The following is a 19,592-nucleotide window of genomic DNA, read 5'->3' on the forward strand; positions in this document are numbered from 1 at the left end:
CCTCAGCCCCGGCGCACGGTCAGCACGCGGAACCCCTTGCTGCTGGCCGTGCGCTCAGTCGGCCAGCCCTGATCGACGAGCCAGCGCTGAAGGCTGTCGGCACCCAGGTTCCTGCCGACGACCAGCCGGGCGTGGCCGTCGTCGGCGAGCCGGTCGAGCCAGTGCAGGAGCAGGGCGTGCAGCGCGTCCTTGCCGATGCGGATCGGGGGGTTCGACCAGATCGCGTCGAACCTCAGCGCCTCGGGCACGTCGTCCGGTGCGGCGACGTGGACGGGCGCCCCGCCGCTCGCCGCCGCCGCGTCGGCGTTGAGCCGGGTCAGGTCGCGGGCCCGCTCGTTCACGTCGACCGCCCACACCTGCGCCGTGGGTGACGCGGCCGCGACCGCGCAGGCGATCGGGCCCCAGCCGCACCCGAGGTCCAGGACCGTGCCGGTGGGCGGTTCGCCGGACTCCAGCAGGACTCGCGTGGCGTGGTCGAGGTGGTCGCCGGAGAACACCCCGGTGCTCGTGGTGCAGGTGAGGTGGTGCCCCCAGGCCTCGACCGCGACGGTGCGGCGCTGGTCGGGTCCGTCGGGACGGTCGTCGAAGTAGTGGCCGCTCACGCGGACCATCCTCCCAGCGGCTCGCCGGGGCGGCTCAGCAGTGTCGCGAGACGTGCCCGCGGACGCCTCGTGGCAGCACGTCGCGGTCGCGCAGCTGGATGGGGTGGTCGCCCGCGCGCTCGCTGCAGGCGCGCGCGTAGGCCCGGCGGCCGTTGTCGGTGTACTCGACCTCCACGACGGCGGAGCCGTACGCGTCGGTGTAGGCGGCGCACTCGCGGTAGACCTCGCACTCCTCGGCCACGGCGAAGTCGAAGCCGAGCGCCCGGCCGTCCAGGTCGGGGGTGTTCTTCTGTGCGATCGCCAGCCCGGCGTCGTGGGCGGCGCGCACCAGGGCGCGTGCCGTCGCCTCCGTCTGGCGGCGCGTCAGCAGCCCGCGGGAGCGCGTCCACGCGTCGAGGTTGTCGGGCTCGACCGCCGCGTAGCCGTCGCGGGCGCACGCGCGGAACCAGCGCGCGACCACCGCGACGATCGCGGCCCGACGCGCCGCGGTGCGCTGGTCCAGCAGCACCTCGTCCGGCCAGCCGGCATCGCGCACCAGACGTCCGCCCTGCCGCAGCAGCAGCGTCGGGTGGTGCTTCCTCCACCAGGCGAGGTCGCCGGGCTGCGTCTGGAAGGCGTTGACGTAGCAGACCGAGTACCGGTCGGGGTCCGCCGGAGCCGTCCGGTCCCGGACGACGACGGTGACGTCGTCCGCCGGTCGGTAGGCGCCGCCCAGCTGGTAGTCGGCGACCGCGTCGGCCGGGAACGGCCGCACCTCCGGCGGAGCCTGGTCGGCCGTCGCGGAGCAGGCCGAGGCGACCAGGACGGCCGCGACGAGGAGCAGGCAGAGCCGCGCGGCACGGGGACGGGACATCACCGACCCAGGCTACGGCGTGGGGGTGCCGGGACCCTCGTCGCGACGTCGTCGCGCCTCGCCGACCCTGGCGGCCAGGCCGGCGTCGTCGGGGTAGACGACCTCCTCGAGCACGAGGCCGTGCGCCGGCATGACCTTGACGCGCGGATCGCGGGCCCCGGCCAGCAGGACCTCCCGGGCCCACGCCGCCGGGTGGCGTCCTTCGCCGACCGCGACGAGCGCGCCCATGAGCGCCCGCACCATGGAGTGGCAGAAGGCGTCGGCGCGCACGGTCGTGACGAGCAGCCCGTCGTCGGGGGAGCGGACCGTGCTCAGCTCGAGCAGGGTGCGGGTCGTGGTGGCTCCCTCGCGACGGCGGCAGAAGGCCGCGAAGTCGTGCTCGCCCACGAGCAGGGCCCCGGCCTCGATCATCGCCGCCGCGTCGAGCGCGCGCGGCCAGGCGACCACGGTGCCCCGGTGCAGCGGGTCGACGCGCGACGGGTCGTCCTGCAGCCGGTAGGCGTAGCGTCGCTCGAGCGCCGCGAAGCGCGCGTCGAACCCCTCGGGTGCGGCGCGGACCCCGTGGACGACGACGTCGTCGGGCAGCAGCCGGCGCAGCCGCCGGGCGAGCACGTCGGGGTCCACGTCGACGTCGAGGTCGACGTGGGCCACCTGGCCGCGGGCGTGGACACCCGCGTCGGTGCGCCCGGCGCAGGTCAGGCCGGGTCGCTCGTCCAGGCGCAGCACGGTGGCGATGGCCTGCTCGACCGTCTCCTGCACGCTGCGCAGTCCCGGCTGCGTCGCCCACCCACGAAAGCCGGCCCCGTCGTAGGAGAGGTCGAGTCGCAGGCGCACCCCGACACGGTAGTCCCTACGCTGGTCCCGTGAAGCGCGGACTCGTGGCCTCCACCTGTGCAGCCCTCGTCCTCGCGGCGTGCTCCCCGAGCACCCCGCAGGAGACCGCACCGCCGGAGAGGGGCACCGGCACGACACCGACGTTCGTCGTCCTCAACCCGACCCCCGACCCGGCGACGTCCCAGACCGTGACGTGGCGCTCGAGGGAGGCGTTCGAGGACCAGCGGGTCGTCGCGCGTCCTGTCGGGGGTGGCGCGGAGGTCCGTGCCGACGCGACCCGCAAGGCGCCCACCAGCGTGCGGGACAGCGGATCGGCGCTGCCCGCCTACACGGCCACGCTCCGCGGGCTGGAGCCCGGCACGCGCTACCGCTACCGCGTCGAGAACGCCGGCGGCACGGCCGGTCCGTACACCTTCCGCACCCCCCGTGACGACGACGCACCGTGGACGTTCCTCGCGCTCGGCGACACCCAGGTCGACAACGCCGACGTCCCCGCCCGGATCGTGCGCGAGGCCGTCGACGAGCACCCCGACGCCAACCTCGTGCTGCACGCGGGCGACGTCGTCAACGAGCCGTGGCGGCACGGCGAGTGGGTGGACCTGATGACAGCCCTCGCGCCCGTCCGCACCAGCCGCAACCTCGCGGTGTCGATCGGCAACCACGAGCGGTGCATCCTCGTGCGGGGCTGCCGCTCCGGTGGTGCCGAGGGCTTCCGCACCTACTTCACCGACCCGTCGAACGACGCCGAGGGCCAGCAGCCGACCTGGTACAGCTTCGACCAGCAGGGCGTCCGGTTCGTCGTGCTCGACTCCTTCGGCACGGACCTCGAGGCGCAGGCCCGCTTCCTCGACGAGCGGCTCGAGGACAACCCGAACCGCTGGAGCGTCGTGCTGATGCACGCGGGGCCGTTCGCGTCACGGGTGTACCGCACCAACACCGAGGTGTTCTCCACGATCCTGCCGGTCGTGGAGAAGCACGACGTCGACCTCTTCCTCAACGGGCACGACCACGTCTACACGAGCGGTTACCACGGCGACCCGGACGGCACCGTCTTCGCGGTCTCGGACTCCGGGCCGAAGTACTACCAGATCTCCGGCGAGGACTGGACGCGCCGCGGAGCCACGCGCACGCGCTGGGCGAAGCAGGTGAGCACCTACCAGGTCGTCGACGTCACGCCCGACGCGCTGCACTACCGCGCGGTCGTCGCCGCCAACGGCTACGCGCCGCAGCCGAGACGGCGACCCGGGTCGGTCCTCGACGACATCACGATCCGCAAGGACGCGCAGGGGACGAAGACCGTCACCCGGCGCTGACCCGCGGTCAGCCCGCGAGGCGCGTGGCCGAGCAGGACGGCGTGCCCAGCATCCGGACCTCCATGATCCCGAGCTGGATCCCCAGCATCTTCAGCAGCGGCTGGACCAGCAGGTCCAGCGTGCCGGTCAGCTTGTTGATGGCGTCGAGCACGGTGTTCGTGGTGCTGTCGACGCTGCTCAGGATGATCCGCTCGCCGCCGCCGTAGATCTGCGTGAGGTCCGGCGCCGGCGGGTAAGGGAACTGCTGCGTGCTGGTCTTCGCGCCGACGGTCCCGGTGATGCGCACGACGCCGGCGAGCGGGAGGCCCAGGAGCGACAGCGGCGTGACCGTGGCGCTGCCCGTGCCACCCGGCCCGCTGAGCGTCGCGAGCGACGTGTCGCCGCGCACCGTCGTGGAGGCCTGCGTCCCGCCGCCCGCGCACGTGACGTTGGTCAGGGTGGCGGTGCCCTTGCCGACCTGCACGCCCAGCGAGATGTTGCCGATGCCGGCGATCCCGAGGATGCTCACCCCGGTCTTGACGTCGAGCCGTACCTGGGCGGTGCGTGCCTGCGCTCCCACCCCGCCGCAGGCGATGACGGGCGGCTCGATGAGCGTGAGCTGCGTGTTCGCGGTGACCAGGTCCAGCGGGACGCCGAGGTCGGCGCCGATCGCCACGGCGTTCTTGCCGTTGGCGACCGCGGCGGAGAGGGCGGCGGTGCCGATGAGGTCGAGGGCGTTCAGCTGGGCGTCCAGCCCGGACTCGCCACCCGTGCCGACCGACAGGAAGCGGCCGAGGTTCACGTTCAGGGCACCCACCTGGCCGCCGACGGTGTTCAGCAGGTTCGCCTGGGCCGTGTTGCCCTGGCGCTGCAGGACGGTCGCGGTCGCGACCATCAGCTGGCGCAGCGTCACCGTCGCGGTCGCGAGCTGCTGCGTCGTGCCGATGCCCAGCTCGGCGGCCACGTCGCCGAGGCGGACGGTGAGCGCCTTGAGGTCGACCAGGCCGGAGTAGCCCACGAGCCCCAGGTTCGCCTTGAGGATCCGGTCGAGCAGCGGGCTGAGCGCGCTCTGCGAGGAGTTGAGCACGAGCGACCGGGTGCCGGCGGAGAAGCAGACGGCCGGCTGGGCCCGAGCGCCGACGGCGCTGCGCGCCGCCCCGCCCGAGCTGCGGCCGAGGACGGGGGCGAAGGCGTAGTCGACCGTGGTGCTGGACTCGACCTTCACCGCGTCGCAGACCCCGTTCGCGGCACCGGCGACGAACGTCTTCGTCACCGAGTCGAGGTGGCCCGGCGTCACCACGAGCGGGGACGTCCGACCGATGCGGCGGTTCTGGCGGGCCAGGCTCGCGTTCGCCGCGGTCGTGAGCGTCGTGACGTCGCACGTGGGCAGCTTGCGGGCTGCGTCGAGCGCGACGACGTCGGCGACCGACTGCATGTCGCGGACCGCGACCCGCTGGAGGCCGAGGTCGGCGGCGAACGCCGTGAAGCCCAGCAGGATCGTCATGGTGAGGATCGTCAGCGGCAGGATCGACCCGCGCTCGTCGCGCCGACGTCGGGGCCGACGGTCGTCGCGTCGCAGCGCGCGACGCGCCCACCGCCCGGTCACGAGCTGATCTCCGCCGTCGTCTCGTAGGAGACCGTGGACGGCAGGACGAGTCCGAGACCGGGGAACGACGGCAGCAGGGGGTGGTCGCGGTAGAGGTGCGAGATCGCGACCTTCGCGCACTTCGCGGTCGAGCCCGCGCACGTCATCGAGGGCGTGATCACGCAGGTGCCCACCACCTCGGAGCCCCGCGTGAGCGTGCCCGCGGACGTGCAGGTGACGCCGTAGGACCCGAGCGACCGGTTGACGGCCGCGCGGGCGTCGGACAGCGACGTCGTCGAGCCGCTCGGGGCCACGGCGAGGACGCGAGCCCCCTCGGCCGCGGCTTGGCTGATCCCCTGGCGGTAGCTCAGCATCCAGCCGTAGCTGATGATGCCGAACAGCAGCGCCACGAAGATCGGCAGCACGAGCGCGAACTCGACCGCTGCCGCGCCGTCCTCGCGGCGACGCTGGTGCGTGGTGCGTCCCTGGACGCGTCGGTGTCGTCGTCCGACCATCACGATGCTCCCTCAGTCGTGACCGTCGGTTCTGCCGTGTGCAGAGCCGGCGTGAAAGCTCCCTCCCCTCCGGCGCTCCCACACCGGAAAGGTCTTTCGTCCTGCAACATAGCGCCAAAACGGCCCCCTGTCCCTGGAACCAGGACAGAGGGCCGTCGCGCGGCGCAGGGGTCAGGCCCAGCGCTGCTCCGCGGGCACGAAGTCGAGCGTGCGCGCACCCGTGTAGATCTGCTTCGGACGCGCGATCTTCTGCTCCTTGTCGTCCACCAGCTCGATCCACTGCGCCAGCCAGCCGGCCGTGCGGGGGATGGCGAACAGGACCGTGAACATCTCCGGCGGGAACTGCAGCGCCTCGTAGATGAGGCCCGAGTAGAAGTCGACGTTGGGGTACAGCTTGCGCTGCACGAAGTACTCGTCCTCGAGCGCGATCCGCTCCAGCTCCTGCGCGATCTCCAGCAGCGGGTTGACGCCGGTGACCTCGAAGACGTCGTCGACGGCCTTCTTGATGATCTTGGCGCGCGGGTCGTAGTTCTTGTAGACCCGGTGGCCGAAGCCCATCAGGCGCTCCTCGCCCTTCTTCACGCCCTCGATGAAGCCCGGGATGTTGTCCTTGCTGCCGATCCGCTTCAGCATCCGCAGGACGGCCTCGTTGGCGCCACCGTGCAGCGGGCCGTACAGCGCCGCGATGCCGGCGCTGACGGCGGAGTACGGGTCGACGTCGCTCGAGCCGACGGAGCGGACCGCGTTGGTCGAGCAGTTCTGCTCGTGGTCGGCGTGCAGGATGAACAGGACCTCGAGCGCCTTGGACAGCCGCGGGTCCGGGTCGTACTTCTGCTCGCTCATCTTGAACAGCATCGACAGGAAGTTCTCCGTGTAGGAGAGGTCGTTGTCGGGGTAGACGTACGGCTTGCCCTGGGCGTGGCGGAACGCCCACGCACCCAGCGTCGGCATCTTGGCGATGAGCCGCACGACCTGGTCGTGGCGCACCTTCTCGTCGGTGATGGCCCGGGCCTCGGGGTAGAACGTCGACAGCGCGCCCACGCTCGACAGCAGCATGCCCATGGGGTGCGCGTCGTAGCGGAAGCCCTGCATCAGGCTCTTGAGGTTCTCGTGCACGAACGTGTGGAAGGTGATCTCGTGCACCCACGCGTCGTGCTGCTCCTGCGTCGGCAGCTCGCCGTGGATGAGCAGGTAGGCCACCTCGAGGAACGTCGAGGACTCGGCCAGCTGCTCGATCGGGTACCCGCGGTACTCGAGGATGCCCTTGTCGCCGTCGATGTAGGTGATCGAGCTGCGCGTGGACGCGGTGTTGGTGAAGCCGGGGTCGTACACGGCGATGCCGGGGTCGTCCTCCGTCTTGCCGATCTTGCCGAGGTCGGACGCGCGGACGGTGCCGTCCGTGATCTCGAGCTCGTACTCCTCGCCCGTGCGGTTGTCGCGGACGGTCAGGGTCTGGTCGGTCACGATGGGTCTCCTGTGACGTGCTGTACGGGTCGTTGATGTGGTCCCGGACTCACTTCCAACCTAGTGCGGCCTCCCACGGTGCGCGAGGCTGGGTCTCGGGGACCGGACCCCGCGGCGACGCCCGACGTCGTGCCCGGCACCCCGTTTTGACCCGGCTGGGGCGGGCCGGTTACTCTTGGACGTCGTTGTGCCCTGCGTGCGCGATCGCCCTCCGGCGGTCCGGCGCCGACGCCGGAAACCACGTCCCCCGCCGCCACCTCGCGGCACGGGACCGCGCAACGACACCGACGCCAAGAACGACAACGAGAAGGTCACGCCGTGCCCACGTACAGCCCGAAGCCTGCTGACATCAGCCGTCAGTGGCACGTCATCGATGCCCAGGACGTCGTCCTCGGGCGTCTCGCCGTCTCGGCCGCGCACCTGCTGCGCGGCAAGCACAAGGCGACGTTCGCACCGCACGTCGACGGTGGTGACTTCGTCGTCATCATCAACGCCGACAAGGTCGCGCTGACGGGCAACAAGCGCACCGACAAGGACGTCTACCGCCACAGCGGCTACCCGGGCGGCCTGAAGACGATCGCCTACGGCGACCTCCTCGACAAGGACGCCCGCAAGGCCGTCGAGAAGTCCGTGGCCGGCATGCTGCCGAAGAACCGCCTCGGACGCCAGATCATCAAGAAGCTGAAGGTCTACGCCGGCCCGGAGCACCCGCACTCCGCGCAGCAGCCCCAGCCGTACGAGATCAAGCAGATCTCCCAGTGAGCACCCGAGCAGAAGAGACGAGCACCGTGGCCGACACCACCGAGACCGACGTCCCCACCAGCACCGACGGCGTCTACACCACCGAGACCTCGCCCTCCTCGGAGATCGCGACCAGCAACTCGGTCATCGCCCCCGGCGCGGCCACCGGCCGTCGCAAGGAGGCCGTCGCCCGCGTGCGCATCGTGCCCGGCACGGGCGTGTGGACCGTCAACGGCAAGCCGCTCGAGGAGTTCCTCCCGAACAAGCTGCACCAGCAGATCGCCAAGGAGGCCCTGGCGGCCACCGGCCTCGAGGGCAGCTTCGACGTCGTGGCCCGTGTCACCGGCGGTGGCATGACCGGCCAGGCCGGCGCGCTGCGCCTCGGCGTCGCCCGTGCCCTGAACGGCGTCGACGAGGAGGTCAACCGCCCGATCCTCAAGAAGGCCGGACTGCTGACCCGCGACGCCCGCATCAAGGAGCGCAAGAAGGCCGGCCTCAAGAAGGCCCGTAAGGCTCCTCAGTACAGCAAGCGCTGACTCCGTTGGGCCGGATCTTCGGCACCGACGGCGTACGCGGCCTCGCCAACCGCGACCTCACGGCCGAGCTCGCGCTCGACCTGTCGGTCGCTGCTGCCCACGTGCTGGGCGAGGCCGGTGCGTTCGCCGACAGCCGGCCCACGGCCGTCGTCGCCCGCGACCCGCGCGCCTCGGGGGAGTTCCTCGAGGCCGCGATCGTCGCAGGCCTGGCGTCGGCCGGGGTCGACGTCCACCTGCTCGGCGTCGTCCCGACGCCCGGCGCGGCGTACCTGACGGCCGAGCTCGACGCCGACATGGGCGTCATGATCTCCGCCAGCCACAACGCGATGCCCGACAACGGCATCAAGTTCCTCGCGCGCGGCGGACACAAGCTCGACGACGCCGTCGAGGTGGCCATCGAGCAGCGGCTGCGTGAGCCGTGGGACCGGCCGACCGGCGTCGGCGTCGGTCGCGTCGGCGACAGCCACGTGGGCGTCGACGCCTACGTCAAGCACCTCGTCGGCACCGTTCCCGGCCGGCTCACCGGGCTGAAGGTCGTGCTCGACTGCGCGAACGGCGCGGCCTACCACGTGGGACCGGCGGCGTTCCGACGCCTGGGTGCCGAGGTGGTCGCGATCCACGACGAGCCCGACGGCTTGAACATCAACGAGGCGTGCGGCTCGACCCACCTCGAGGACCTGCAGGCGGCGGTCGTGCGCCACGGCGCCGACGCCGGGTTCGCCTTCGACGGCGACGCCGACCGCTGTCTCGCGGTCGACGCGGCCGGACAGGTGGTCGACGGCGACCAGATCCTCGCCGTGCTCGCCCTCGCGCGGCTCGAGCGCGGGCTGCTGCACGCCGACACCGTCGTCGCGACGGTGATGAGCAACCTCGGGTTCGTGCAGGCCATGGAGGCCGCCGGGGTCACGGTGCTGCAGACCGCGGTGGGCGACCGCTACGTGCTCGAGGCGATGCGCGCGGGCGGGTTCACGCTGGGTGGCGAGCAGTCGGGCCACGTGATCATGGCCGACCACGCCACCACCGGCGACGGGGTGCTCACGGCCCTGCACCTCGCGGCCCGGATGAGCGAGACCGGCCGGACGCTGGCCGACCTCGGCTCCGTCATGCGACGGCTGCCGCAGGTGCTCGTCAACGTGCCCGACGTCGACAAGAGCCGGGTCGACGCGGACCCGGTGCTGCAGGGCGAGCTCGTGGCCGCGAACGGCGCCCTCGAGGGCCGCGGCCGGATCCTGCTCCGCCCCTCCGGCACCGAGCCGCTCGTGCGCGTCATGGTGGAGGCGCCGACGCTCGAGGAGGCCACGTCGGTGGCCGAGCACCTCGCCGGCGTCGTGCGCCGCACGCTGGGCTGAGGGACCGACCGAGTCGATCTCGCTACGGTGTCGCCATGCAGCTCGCCGAGATCGACCTGACGGACGACGTCGCCTACGCGGCCTTCCACACGGTCTACGCGCGCGCCCACACGGAGCGCTTCGACGAGCCGTGGGGGTTCGCCGAGAAGCGCACCAACCTGACCAGCGACGCGTACGCCGAGCACGTCGTCGTGGCGGGGGAGGTCGACGGAGAGGTCGTCGGGGGAGCGTGGGTGTCGTTCCCGCAGCAGGACAACCGGACGCTCGCCTACCTGCACGTCTTCGTCGTGCCCGAGCAGCGTCGACGCGGCTACGGGAGCCTGCTGCTCCGCGAGGTCGAGAGGCTGGCGGCGGAGCGCGGACGGGAGAACGCCTTCGCGGAGGCGGCGTGGGCTGTGGAGGACTCCGGGGGCGCGGGGTCGGCGTTCGCGGAGACGCACGGGTACGTCGTCGACCTGCTCGACGCGATCCGCTCGCTCCCGCTGCCCGCCGAGGTCGCACCGCCGGTGTGGCGCGACGGGTACACGGCGGTGGCCTGGCGTCGCTGCCCCGACGAGTGGCTCGACCAGTACGCCGTCCTCCGGGCGCTGATCCTCACGGAGGCGCCGTCGGGCGAGGTGGGGCTGGAGCCGGAGCACTTCGACGCGGAGCGGGTGCGCCACGAGGAGGCCCGGTGGGCCGAGCAGGGCCGGGTCGGGCAGACGGTCGCGGCCGTCGCGCCCGACGGCACCCTCGCCGGCCACACCCAGCTCGTCGTGCCCGACCACGGCGACACCGCCTACCAGTGGGACACGCTCGTCCTCCGAGCCCACCGCGGTCACGGCCTCGGCCTGGCCATGAAGACCGCCGCCCTCGACGAGGCCGCCGACCTCCTCTCCGGCCGCACCCGCGTGACCACCTGGAACGCCGCCTCCAACGCACCGATGATCGCCGTCAATGAGGCCCTCGGCTACCACCACGTGGCGTGGGCCGCTGAGCTCGTGAAGCCGCTGGGGCGGTGAGGGGGCGCCGCGGTCGGGTGGGGGTGCGTCGGTGTGGCTTCTCCTTGGGGTGGGGCTGCGTCGGCGCGGCTCCTCGGTCGGGTGGGGCTGCGCTGGCGCGGCTTCGTGGTCGGGTGGAGCTGCGCGGGCGCGGCTTCTCGTGGAGGTGGTCTCCGAAAGGGCCTCGACCGGGCGGCTGGCGGGCTGGTGGGCTGGGTTCTCGGGCTGTGCCCCGCGTTGGACGCAAGATTCTGCGTTTGCGCGGTCCGGCGGTGGATCTGCCACCTTCTGGGCGCTGTTCAGGTGGCGCATCCACCGCTGAGCGGGGGAGGGGTGTGAAGGATTCTCCCTTCTCGTGGAACGGTCCACGAGAAGGAAGAATCCTTCGTCCCCCCAACGCAAAGGGCACCCAAGATTCTGCATTCACGCGAACCAGGTCGAACGCTTCTGCGTTCACGACGGGATCCCGTAGCCAACGCAGCATCCTTCGAATCCCAGCGCACGAACGCAGATTCTTGCGTCCACGCGGGCCACAGCCCGAGACCCGAAGCCGGCTCCCGCCCAGCCGCCCGGTCGAGGCCCTTTCGGAGCGCAGGACGAGTCGAAGCCACGCCGACGCACCCGCAGGACGAGTCGAAGCCACGCCGACGCACCGGCGGGACGAGCCCGAGCCACACCGACGCGACCTCACATCTTGCGGAACCGCACCCACTTGACGGAGTGGTCGCTGCCCTTGCGCAGGACGAGGTCGGCGCGGCCGCGGGTGGACTGGATGTTCTCGCGCAGGTTGGGCCAGTTGATGGTGTCCCACAGCTCCTCGGCGCGGGCGACGGCCTCGTCGTCGGTGAGGCTGCTGTAGCGGTGGAAGTAGGAGGCGGGGTCCGCGAAGGCGGTGCGGCGCAGGGCGAGGAACCGGTCGACGTACCAGCGACGGATGTCCTTGCTGGACGCGTCGACGTAGATGGAGAAGTCGAAGTAGTCGCTGACGGACAGGCCGGGGGAGCCGTCGCCGCGGTCCTTCGCGGGCGCGAGCACGTTGAGACCCTCGACGATGACGATGTCGGGCCGTTCGACGACCACCGTCTCCTCGGTGCGGTCGTAGGTGAGGTGGGAGTAGACGGGGGCCGTCACCTGCTCGACGCCGGACTTGACGTCGATGACGAACCGCAGCAGCGCCTTGCGGTCGTAGGACTCCGGGAAGCCCTTGCGCTGCAGGATGCCGCGACGTTCCAGCTCGGCGTTCGGCCACAGGAAGCCGTCGGTGGTCACCAGCTGCACGTTCGGGTGCTCCGGCGACGTCGACAGCAGCTCGCGGAGCAGGCGGGCCGTGGTCGACTTGCCGACGGCCACCGAGCCCGCGACCCCGATGACGAACGGCGTGCGCTGCGGCTGCGGCTCGCGCAGGAACGCCTCGGTGGCCTCCCACAGGCGGGTCGCAGCGCGCACGCGCAGGCTGATCAGCTCGGTCAGCGGCAGGTAGACCTGCCGCACCTCGTCGATGTCGAGCTCCTCGCCGAGGCCCTTGAGACGTTGGACGTCCTCCTCGCTGAGGGGCTGGGGGACGTCGTCGGCGAGGTCGGCCCACGCCGATCGCTCGATCTCGACGTACGGCGAGAGCTCACGGGCCATGACGTCCATCCTGCCGGTACCGAGGCCCACGGGCGCTCCTGGGTACCCTGGAGCGCATGTGCGGAATCGTGGGATACGTCGGGCACCGCAACGCCCTCGACGTCGTCATGGGCGGGTTGCGACGGCTCGAGTACCGCGGGTACGACTCCGGTGGCGTCGCCCTGCCCGACCCCTCCACGGGTCGGATCGCGTGGGCCAAGAAGGCCGGCAAGCTGGCCAACCTCGACGGCGTCCTGGCCGAGACCACGATGCCCGAGACGACCACCGGCATCGGCCACACCCGGTGGGCGACGCACGGTGCGCCCAACGACCGCAACGCGCACCCGCACCTGAGCGAGGACGGCCGCCTGGCGGTCGTGCACAACGGGATCATCGAGAACTTCGCGGTGCTGCGCGCCGAGCTGGAGGCGGCCGGGCACGAGCTGCTGTCCGAGACCGACACCGAGGTGGTCGTGCACCTGCTCTCCGACGAGCTGCAGCGCACCCCAGCGCTCGACGACGCCGTCCGCGCCGTCTGCCAGCGTCTGGAGGGCGCGTTCACGCTCGTCTTCACCGACGCGCAGCAGCCCGACGTCGTGGTCGGCGCGCGGCGCAACTCCCCGCTCGTGGTGGGCCGGGGCGACGGCGAGAACTTCCTCGGCTCCGACGTGTCGGCGTTCATCGAGTTCACGCGCGAGGCCGTCGAGCTCGGGCAGGACCAGGTCGTGGCCATCACGCGCGACTCGATGACGGTCACCGACTTCGACGGCGCGCCCGCCGAGACGACCAGCTACCACGTCGACTGGGACGTGTCGGCCGCCGAGAAGGGCGGCTACGACTGGTTCATGCTCAAGGAGATCGACGAGCAGCCGCAGGCCGTCGCCGAGACGCTGCTGGGCCGCTACTGCCGGTCCGGCCGGCTGCAGCTCGACGAGATGCGGCTCAGCGACGACGAGCTGCGCGACGTCGACAAGATCATCATCATCGCCTGCGGCACGGCCTCGTACGCCGGTCTGGTCGCCAAGTACGCGATCGAGCACTGGACGCGCATCCCGTGCGAGGTCGAGCTGGCGTCGGAGTTCCGCTACCGCGACCCGATCATCGACCGCTCGACGCTCGTGGTGGCGATCAGCCAGTCGGGCGAGACGATGGACACGCTCATGGCCATCCGCTACGCCCGTCAGCAGCGGGCGCGGGTGCTGAGCATCTGCAACACCAACGGCTCCACGATCCCGCGCGAGTCCGACGCGGTCATCTACACGCACGCCGGGCCCGAGGTGGCGGTCGCGTCGACGAAGGGCTTCCTGTCGCAGATCGTCGCCTGCTACCTCCTCGGCCTGTACCTCGCGCAGGTGCGGGGCGTGAAGTACGGCGACGAGATCGACGCCATCATGGCCGCGCTCGAGAAGCTGCCGGCCGGCATCCAGCGGATGCTCGACGAGGGCGAGCAGGTCCGCAAGCTCGCCGCCGAGCTCGTCGACACCCGTTCGGTCCTGTTCCTGGGCCGCCACGTCGGCTACCCGGTGGCGCTCGAGGGTGCGCTGAAGCTCAAGGAGCTCGCGTACCTGCATGCCGAGGGGTTCGCGGCCGGCGAGCTGAAGCACGGTCCGATCGCGCTCATCGAGGACGGCATCCCCGTGTTCGTCGTCGTGCCGCCGAAGGCCCGCGACCAGCTGCAGGAGAAGATCGTCAGCAACATCCAGGAGATCCGGGCCCGCGGCGCGCTCACCATCGTGCTCGCCGAGGACGGTGACGACGACGTCGTGCCGTACGCCGACCACCTGATCCGGCTGCCGAAGGTGCCGACGCTGCTGCAGCCGCTGGTCGCCACGGTGCCGCTGCAGATCTTCGCGTGCGAGCTGGCGGGCCTGCTCGGCCACGACGTCGACCAGCCGCGGAACCTCGCCAAGTCCGTCACGGTCGAGTAGGCCTCCGTGGCCGGCATCTGGGGCGTGGGCGTCGACGTCGTCGACCTCGCCCGCTTCGAGCGGTCGCTGGAACGCACCGCCGGGCTGCGCGAGCGCCTGTTCACGCCCGTCGAGGCCGCGGTCGGCTCGCCCGAGCGCCTGGCGGCGCGCTTCGCCGCCAAGGAGGCGTTCGTGAAGGCGCTGCGTGCGCCGACGGGGCTGTCGTGGCACGACGTCGAGGTCGTGCTCGACGAGCACGGTGCTCCTGCGCTCGCCCTGAGCGACGCGGCCGCAGCGCACCTGCGCTCGGTGGGCGTCGAGCGGGTGCACGTGTCGTTGTCGCACGACACGTCGGTGGCGACGGCGTTCGTCGTGGCGGAGGCTTGACCCCGTGCTGAACGCCCACACCGTCGCCCAGGTCCGTGCCGCCGAGGAGCGCCTCGCCGCCGAGACCGGCTGGGACGCGCTCATGCAGCGCGCGGCGCGTGGTCTCGCCGACGCCCTCGACGTCGTGCCGGCCGACGAGACGGTCCTCGTCCTGGTCGGCCCCGGCAACAACGGCGGCGACGCGCTCTTCGCCGCCACCCACCTGCTCGCGCGCGGCGTCCACGTCGACCTCGCGCTGCTCGACCCCGACGCCGTCCACGCCGAGGGACTCGCCGCGGCCGAGGCGGCCGGTGCGCGCCGCGTACCGGCTCCCGGCGACCAGCGGTGGTGCCTGGACGCGCTGTTCGGCATCGGCGCGCGCCCCGGTCTCGAGGGCCGCGCGGGGGAGTGGGCCGCGTGGACCCACGACACCGACGCCCACGTCGTCGCGGTCGACGTCCCGTCCGGCGTGGCCGTCGACACGGGGGCGACGCCCGGTCGGCACGTCCGCGCCGACCGCACCGTCACGTTCGGCACCCTCAAGGTCTGCTCGCTCGTCGGACCCGCCGCCGATGCCGGTGGCGGCGAGCCGCCGACGCTCGTCGACATCGGCCTCGGCCCCCACCTCGACGCGCCGACCGTGACGTCGCTCGAGGCGACCGACGGCGACCTCCTCCGCCGGCACGTGCCCGGCGCCGCGTCGCACAAGTACGCGCGTGGCGTGGTCGGGGTCAACGCCGGCTCCGACGCCTACGCCGGCGCCGCCCACCTGTGCGTCGCCGGTGCGCAGTCGGGCCTCGCCGGCATGGTGCGCTTCGTCGGCGGCGACACCCTGGCGGCGCGGGTGGTCGACCGCGCCCCGGAGGTCGTGCACGGCCGCGGACGGGTGCAGGCCTGGGTCGTCGGCCCCGGAGCGGGCGACGACGTGGCCGACCAGCTGGCCGCCTGCCTCGACGACGAGGTACCGCTCGTCGTCGACGCCGGAGCGCTCGAGCACCTGCCGCGACCCGTCGGCGTGCCCGCGCTGCTGACGCCGCACGCCGGAGAGCTCGCGCGGCTGCTCGACGTCGAGCGCGAGACCGTGGATGCCGACCCCCTGGAGCACGCCCGACGTGCCGCCGCGCGCTGGGGCGCGACCGTGCTGCTCAAGGGCGCCCGCACGGTCGTCGTGCACCCCGACGGGCGCGCGGCCGTCAACCTCTCCGGCACCCCCTGGCTCGGCACCGCGGGCTCGGGCGACGTCCTCGCCGGGTTCGCCGCGTCGCTGCTCGCCGGCGGGCTGGACCCGTTCGACGCGGGCCGGCACGCGGCCCTCCTGCACGGCGCCGCGGGCGTGCGCGCGAACCCGGGCGGACCGTTCGTGGCGTCCGACGTCGCCGCCGCCCTCCGGCAGACCGTGGCCGCGTTCCACGCCGGCACCCTCGAGCAGGTGCGCGCGTGGTGAGCCCCCAGGCCGAGGCCGTCGTCGACCTCGACGCGTACCGCCACAACGTGGCCACCCTCGCCGCGCACGCGCCCGGCGCCGCGCTGATGTCCGTCGTCAAGGCCGACGCCTACGGCCACGGGCTGCGCCCGGTCGCGCGCGCCGCACGCGACGCGGGGGCGTCGTGGCTGGGCGTCGCCACCGTCGAGGAGGCCCTCGCGCTGCGCCAGGCGGGCGACACCGGTCCCGTCCTGTGCTGGCTCGCGGCACCCGGCGCCGCCTACGGCGCCGCGGTCGAGCACGACGTCGAGCTGACGGCGTCGTCGGTCGAGCAGCTCGACGAGATCCTGCACGACGCCCCGACGGGTCGGCGACCCCGCGTGCAGCTCAAGGTCGACACCGGGCTCTCACGCAACGGTGCCCGCGGTCCGGCCTGGGACGCGCTCGTCGCCGCAGCCTCGCGCGCGCAGGCCGCGGGGAGGGTCGAGGTCACCGGCGTCTGGTCGCACCTGGCCTGCGCCGACGAGCCCGACCATCCGGCCAACGACGAGCAGGAGACGGCCTTCCGGACCGCGCTCGACGTCGCGAGCGACGCCGGGCTCGACCCGCAGTGGCGTCACCTCGCCAACTCCGCCGGGCTGCTGACCCGGCCCAGCGCCCACTTCGACCTCGTCCGTCCCGGCATCGCCACCTACGGCATCGCACCCGACCCCGCGGTCGCGGGCATCGTCGACCTGCGTCCCGTCATGACGCTGCGCGGGCGGCTCGCGCAGGTCAAGCGGGTGCCGGCCGGCACCGCCGTCTCCTACGGGCACACCTGGGCCACCGACCGCGAGACCACCCTCGGGCTCGTGCCCCTCGGGTACGGCGACGGCGTCCTGCGCTCCGCGTCCGGTCGCGCCGAGGCCGCCCACCACGGCGAACGGGTGCCGGTCGTCGGCCGCATCTGCATGGACCAGCTGGTCGTCGACCTGGGGGACCGCGCGGCGCGTCGCGGCGACGTCGTCACGCTGTTCGGTGCCGACCCGGGTGCCCCCACCGCCCAGGACTGGGCGATCGCCGCCGGTACGATCGCCTACGAGGTCGTCACCCGACTCGGCGACCGTGTCGTGCGTACCCACCGAGGCTGAGGGCCGTCCGAGCCCCGCCACCGAGGACAGTGATGAGCCCCGCCCCCTCCCGCCTGGCAGCACTCGCCGCGACCGCCGGAGCCTTCGTGGCTGCCGGTGTGACCGCCAAGGTCGTCGACACCCGGCGTCGGGAGCACCGCCGCGAGCAGCGCGGCGAGGAGGTCCCGTTCGGGAGCGTGCACAGCCCCGTCCGCACCGTCGTCGCGTCCGACGGCGTCCCGCTCAACGTCGAGGTCGACGAGGCCGACGAGGCCGACGGTGGCGGCACCGCACCCACCGTCGTGTTCGTGCACGGCTGGGTGTGCACGCTCGACACCTGGCACTACCAGCGGCTCGCGCTGCGCGGTCTCGTGCGGATGGTGTTCTACGACCAGCGCTCGCACGGCGGCTCCGGCCGCTCCACGCGCCGGGGGTCGAGCTTCTCGCAGCTCGCCGACGACCTGCGCACCCTGCTCGACGAGGTCGTGCCCGAGGGTCCCGTCGTGCTCGTCGGGCACTCGATGGGGGGCATCACCGTGCAGCAGCTCGCGGCGGAGTCGCCCGAGCTGTTCGGCGAGCGCGTGGTGGGCGCGGTGCTCCTGTCGACCAGCGACGGACGGCTCGTGCGGCAGAGCCCGGCGCTGCGTCGCATCCTGCCGTTCCTGCGCGCCGGTGCGCCGCTGCTCGACTGGGGCCGGACCTTCAACAGCTACAGCGTGATCCGGCGCTGGGCGGTCGGGCCCGACGCGCCCCGCAAGTACGCCGACATGTCCGACGAGATGATCCTGCGCGCCCAGACCCACGTGCTGCTCGACTTCTACCCGGCGTTCGTGGACCTCGACGTCCGCAGCGGCGCCGAGGGGCTCGGCCGGGTCCCGGTGGTCGTCGCCTGCGGCGACCACGACCTGCTCACGCCCCTCAAGCACGCCCGACGTCTCGCGCGCACCATCGACGACGCCCGTCTCGTGACGTTCGAGGGGGCCGGGCACATGGTGCCCTTCGAGGAGAACGTGGCCGTCACCCGGATCATCGAGGACCTGCTCGACGAGGTGGGGCACCCCGTCCGCGAGGGCGACCGGTGATGCGGGCGCTCGACGTCCTCGACGCCGGACCCGAGCACGCCGAGGCGATCGTCGACATCATCCACCGCTCGTTCAGCGTCCGGCCCGACCTCGACCCGCCGTCGACGGCCCTCGACGAGACCGTCGAGTCGGTCTCCGAGGTGCTCGCGACCGCCGGCGGGCTGCTCGTGGAACGTCGCGGCGTGCCGATGGGGGCGCTGCTGTTCGACGAGTCCCGGCCCGGCAAGCTCGGCCTGCGTCGCGTGTCGGTCGACCCGGAGATCCAGGCGCGCGGTGTCGCGTCGGCCATGGTCGGCGTCGCGGAGGACACGGCCGAGGAGCGCGGCAAGGACGGCATCTGGCTGCACGTGCGCGAGGAGCTGCCCGACACGGTCCGGTTCTGGACCCGTCGCAAGTACCACCCGGTGGGCCAGGAGGGTCCGCTGCTGGTGCTCGGCAAGACGCTGTGGCTGGCCCGCGAGGTGCCGACCCCCGACGCGATGCAGCACCTTGCCGGGCGGGTGGCCGAGCTGGTCCGCCCCGGCGACCTCCTGGTGCTCTCGGGCGACCTCGGCGCGGGGAAGACGACGTTCACGCAGGGGCTCGGCGACGCGCTGCACGTCCGCGGACCGGTCACGTCGCCCACCTTCGTGCTCGCCCGCACCCACCCGTCGCTCGTCGACGGCCCCGCCCTCGTCCACGTCGACGCCTACCGCCTCGGCAGCGCCGCCGAGGTCGACGACCTCGACCTCGACACCGCCTCCGACGAGGCCGTCACCGTTGTCGAGTGGGGCGAGGGGATGGCCGAGCAGCTGAACGACAGCTGGCTGTCGGTGAGCATCGAGGTCCGCGGCGCCCGCCCCATCGACCCCCTCGGCACCGAGCACGACGGCGACCACCCCGACGAGGCCGAGCCGCGGGTCGTCACCATCAAGCCGAACGGGCCCCGCTGGGTCGACGTGCCGCTCCGCTCCACCCTCCTCGGCTGACGTCCTGGTCTTTTTTCGCGCCACCTGGCGGGGTCGTGACCTTGCTGGTGTGCTGCCGCAGGGGGTCTGGGGTTGCTGGTGCGCTGTCGTAGGGGGTCTGGGGTTGCTGGTGCGCTGCCGCAGGGGGTCTGGGGTTGCTGGTGCGTCGCCGCAGGGGGTTTGACCTTGCTGGTGCGCTGCCGCAGGGGGTTCGACCTTGCTGGTGCGCTGCCTCGGCTTTCGATGTGTCTGGTCTCCGAAAGGGCCTCGACCGGGCGGCTGGCGGGCCGGTGGTCTGGGTCTTCGGGGTGTGGCTCGCGTGGGACCCAAGATTCTGCGTTCGTGCGTGCCGGCGGTGGATCTGCCACCTTCTGAGCGCTCTTGAGGTGGCAGATCCAC

18 protein-coding genes are annotated in these 19,592 nt (G+C 72.6%); 11 read left to right on the forward strand and 7 right to left on the reverse strand.

Going from position 1 to position 19,592, the window contains the following annotated elements; all coding sequences use genetic code 11:
- Positions 1-2: 2 nt before the first annotated feature.
- Genes AC3WRM_RS15210 through truA form a run of 3 tightly spaced genes read right to left on the reverse strand, consistent with a single transcriptional unit; the run spans position 3 to position 2,289 of the window.
- A complete protein-coding gene (locus AC3WRM_RS15210; protein WP_492249346.1) occupies positions 3-602 on the reverse strand; it encodes a class I SAM-dependent methyltransferase in 600 nt (199 codons plus the stop codon).
- Positions 603-636: 34 nt separating this feature from the next.
- Positions 637-1,455: an endo alpha-1,4 polygalactosaminidase gene (locus AC3WRM_RS15215; RefSeq protein WP_492249362.1), complete on the reverse strand. Its 819-nt coding sequence runs from the start codon at positions 1,453-1,455 to the stop codon at positions 637-639.
- Between the two features lie 12 nt (positions 1,456-1,467).
- Positions 1,468-2,289 carry a tRNA pseudouridine(38-40) synthase TruA gene (gene truA / locus AC3WRM_RS15220; RefSeq protein WP_492249347.1) on the reverse strand — a complete coding sequence of 274 codons (822 nt, stop codon included), beginning with the start codon at positions 2,287-2,289 and terminating at the stop codon, positions 1,468-1,470.
- A 29-nt stretch (positions 2,290-2,318) separates the two neighbouring features.
- Here truA and AC3WRM_RS15225 point away from each other — a divergent pair, with 29 nt between their 5' ends.
- The gene (locus tag AC3WRM_RS15225) at positions 2,319-3,602 is read left to right on the forward strand and encodes a purple acid phosphatase family protein (protein ID WP_492249348.1); all 1,284 of its coding nucleotides are present in this window, start codon (positions 2,319-2,321) and stop codon (positions 3,600-3,602) included.
- 7 nt (positions 3,603-3,609) lie between these two features.
- Here AC3WRM_RS15225 and AC3WRM_RS15230 read toward each other — a convergent pair whose 3' ends face one another.
- The 3 genes from AC3WRM_RS15230 to AC3WRM_RS15240 all read right to left on the reverse strand — a co-directional run bounded on the left by AC3WRM_RS15230 (position 3,610) and on the right by AC3WRM_RS15240 (position 7,145).
- Positions 3,610-5,187 (reverse strand): pilus assembly protein TadG-related protein, encoded by a 1,578-nt coding sequence (locus AC3WRM_RS15230; protein WP_492249349.1) that lies wholly within the window; start codon positions 5,185-5,187, stop codon positions 3,610-3,612.
- The gene (locus AC3WRM_RS15235; RefSeq protein ID WP_492249350.1) at positions 5,184-5,681 is read right to left on the reverse strand and encodes a TadE/TadG family type IV pilus assembly protein; all 498 of its coding nucleotides are present in this window, start codon (positions 5,679-5,681) and stop codon (positions 5,184-5,186) included. Before AC3WRM_RS15235 ends, AC3WRM_RS15230 begins: the two co-directional genes overlap by 4 nt.
- 171 nt (positions 5,682-5,852) lie before the next feature.
- Positions 5,853-7,145, reverse strand: a complete 1,293-nt coding sequence (locus tag AC3WRM_RS15240) for a citrate synthase (RefSeq protein WP_492249351.1) — start codon at positions 7,143-7,145, stop codon at positions 5,853-5,855.
- Between the two features lie 318 nt (positions 7,146-7,463).
- Between AC3WRM_RS15240 and rplM the strand changes: the two genes are divergently transcribed.
- The 4 genes from rplM to AC3WRM_RS15260 are packed head-to-tail and all read left to right on the forward strand — an operon-like array spanning position 7,464 to position 10,772.
- Positions 7,464-7,907: a 50S ribosomal protein L13 gene (gene rplM, locus AC3WRM_RS15245; RefSeq protein WP_492249352.1), complete on the forward strand. Its 444-nt coding sequence runs from the start codon at positions 7,464-7,466 to the stop codon at positions 7,905-7,907.
- Entirely contained in the window at positions 7,904-8,422 is a 519-nt protein-coding gene (gene rpsI / locus AC3WRM_RS15250) for a 30S ribosomal protein S9 (RefSeq protein ID WP_067859705.1), read from the forward strand. Before rplM ends, rpsI begins: the two co-directional genes overlap by 4 nt.
- Before the next feature lie 5 nt (positions 8,423-8,427).
- The gene (glmM, locus tag AC3WRM_RS15255; protein ID WP_492249353.1) at positions 8,428-9,771 is read left to right on the forward strand and encodes a phosphoglucosamine mutase; all 1,344 of its coding nucleotides are present in this window, start codon (positions 8,428-8,430) and stop codon (positions 9,769-9,771) included.
- Between the two features lie 35 nt (positions 9,772-9,806).
- Positions 9,807-10,772, forward strand: a complete 966-nt coding sequence (locus tag AC3WRM_RS15260; RefSeq protein WP_492249354.1) for a GNAT family N-acetyltransferase — start codon at positions 9,807-9,809, stop codon at positions 10,770-10,772.
- Positions 10,773-11,438: 666 nt separating this feature from the next.
- On the opposite strand, the gene coaA is transcribed toward AC3WRM_RS15260, so the two are convergent.
- Positions 11,439-12,380 carry a type I pantothenate kinase gene (coaA, locus tag AC3WRM_RS15265; protein ID WP_492249355.1) on the reverse strand — a complete coding sequence of 314 codons (942 nt, stop codon included), beginning with the start codon at positions 12,378-12,380 and terminating at the stop codon, positions 11,439-11,441.
- Between the two features lie 56 nt (positions 12,381-12,436).
- Between coaA and glmS the strand changes: the two genes are divergently transcribed.
- The 6 genes from glmS to tsaE are packed head-to-tail and all read left to right on the forward strand — an operon-like array spanning position 12,437 to position 19,214.
- Positions 12,437-14,287 (forward strand): glutamine--fructose-6-phosphate transaminase (isomerizing), encoded by a 1,851-nt coding sequence (gene glmS, locus AC3WRM_RS15270; protein WP_492249356.1) that lies wholly within the window; start codon positions 12,437-12,439, stop codon positions 14,285-14,287.
- A gap of 6 nt (positions 14,288-14,293) precedes the next feature.
- A complete protein-coding gene (locus tag AC3WRM_RS15275; RefSeq protein ID WP_492249357.1) occupies positions 14,294-14,653 on the forward strand; it encodes a holo-ACP synthase in 360 nt (119 codons plus the stop codon).
- Positions 14,654-14,657: 4 nt separating this feature from the next.
- The gene (locus AC3WRM_RS15280; protein WP_492249358.1) at positions 14,658-16,076 is read left to right on the forward strand and encodes a bifunctional ADP-dependent NAD(P)H-hydrate dehydratase/NAD(P)H-hydrate epimerase; all 1,419 of its coding nucleotides are present in this window, start codon (positions 14,658-14,660) and stop codon (positions 16,074-16,076) included.
- On the forward strand, positions 16,070-17,185 hold the full coding sequence (gene alr, locus AC3WRM_RS15285; RefSeq protein ID WP_492249359.1) for an alanine racemase: 1,116 nt from the start codon (positions 16,070-16,072) through the stop codon (positions 17,183-17,185). Before AC3WRM_RS15280 ends, alr begins: the two co-directional genes overlap by 7 nt.
- A gap of 32 nt (positions 17,186-17,217) precedes the next feature.
- Positions 17,218-18,246: an alpha/beta fold hydrolase gene (locus tag AC3WRM_RS15290; RefSeq protein WP_492249360.1), complete on the forward strand. Its 1,029-nt coding sequence runs from the start codon at positions 17,218-17,220 to the stop codon at positions 18,244-18,246.
- On the forward strand, positions 18,246-19,214 hold the full coding sequence (gene tsaE / locus AC3WRM_RS15295) for a tRNA (adenosine(37)-N6)-threonylcarbamoyltransferase complex ATPase subunit type 1 TsaE (RefSeq protein ID WP_492249361.1): 969 nt from the start codon (positions 18,246-18,248) through the stop codon (positions 19,212-19,214). Before AC3WRM_RS15290 ends, tsaE begins: the two co-directional genes overlap by 1 nt.
- Positions 19,215-19,592: the final 378 nt, after the last annotated feature.

The organism is Aeromicrobium sp. EU05-FHT14F07, from assembly GCF_058790455.1.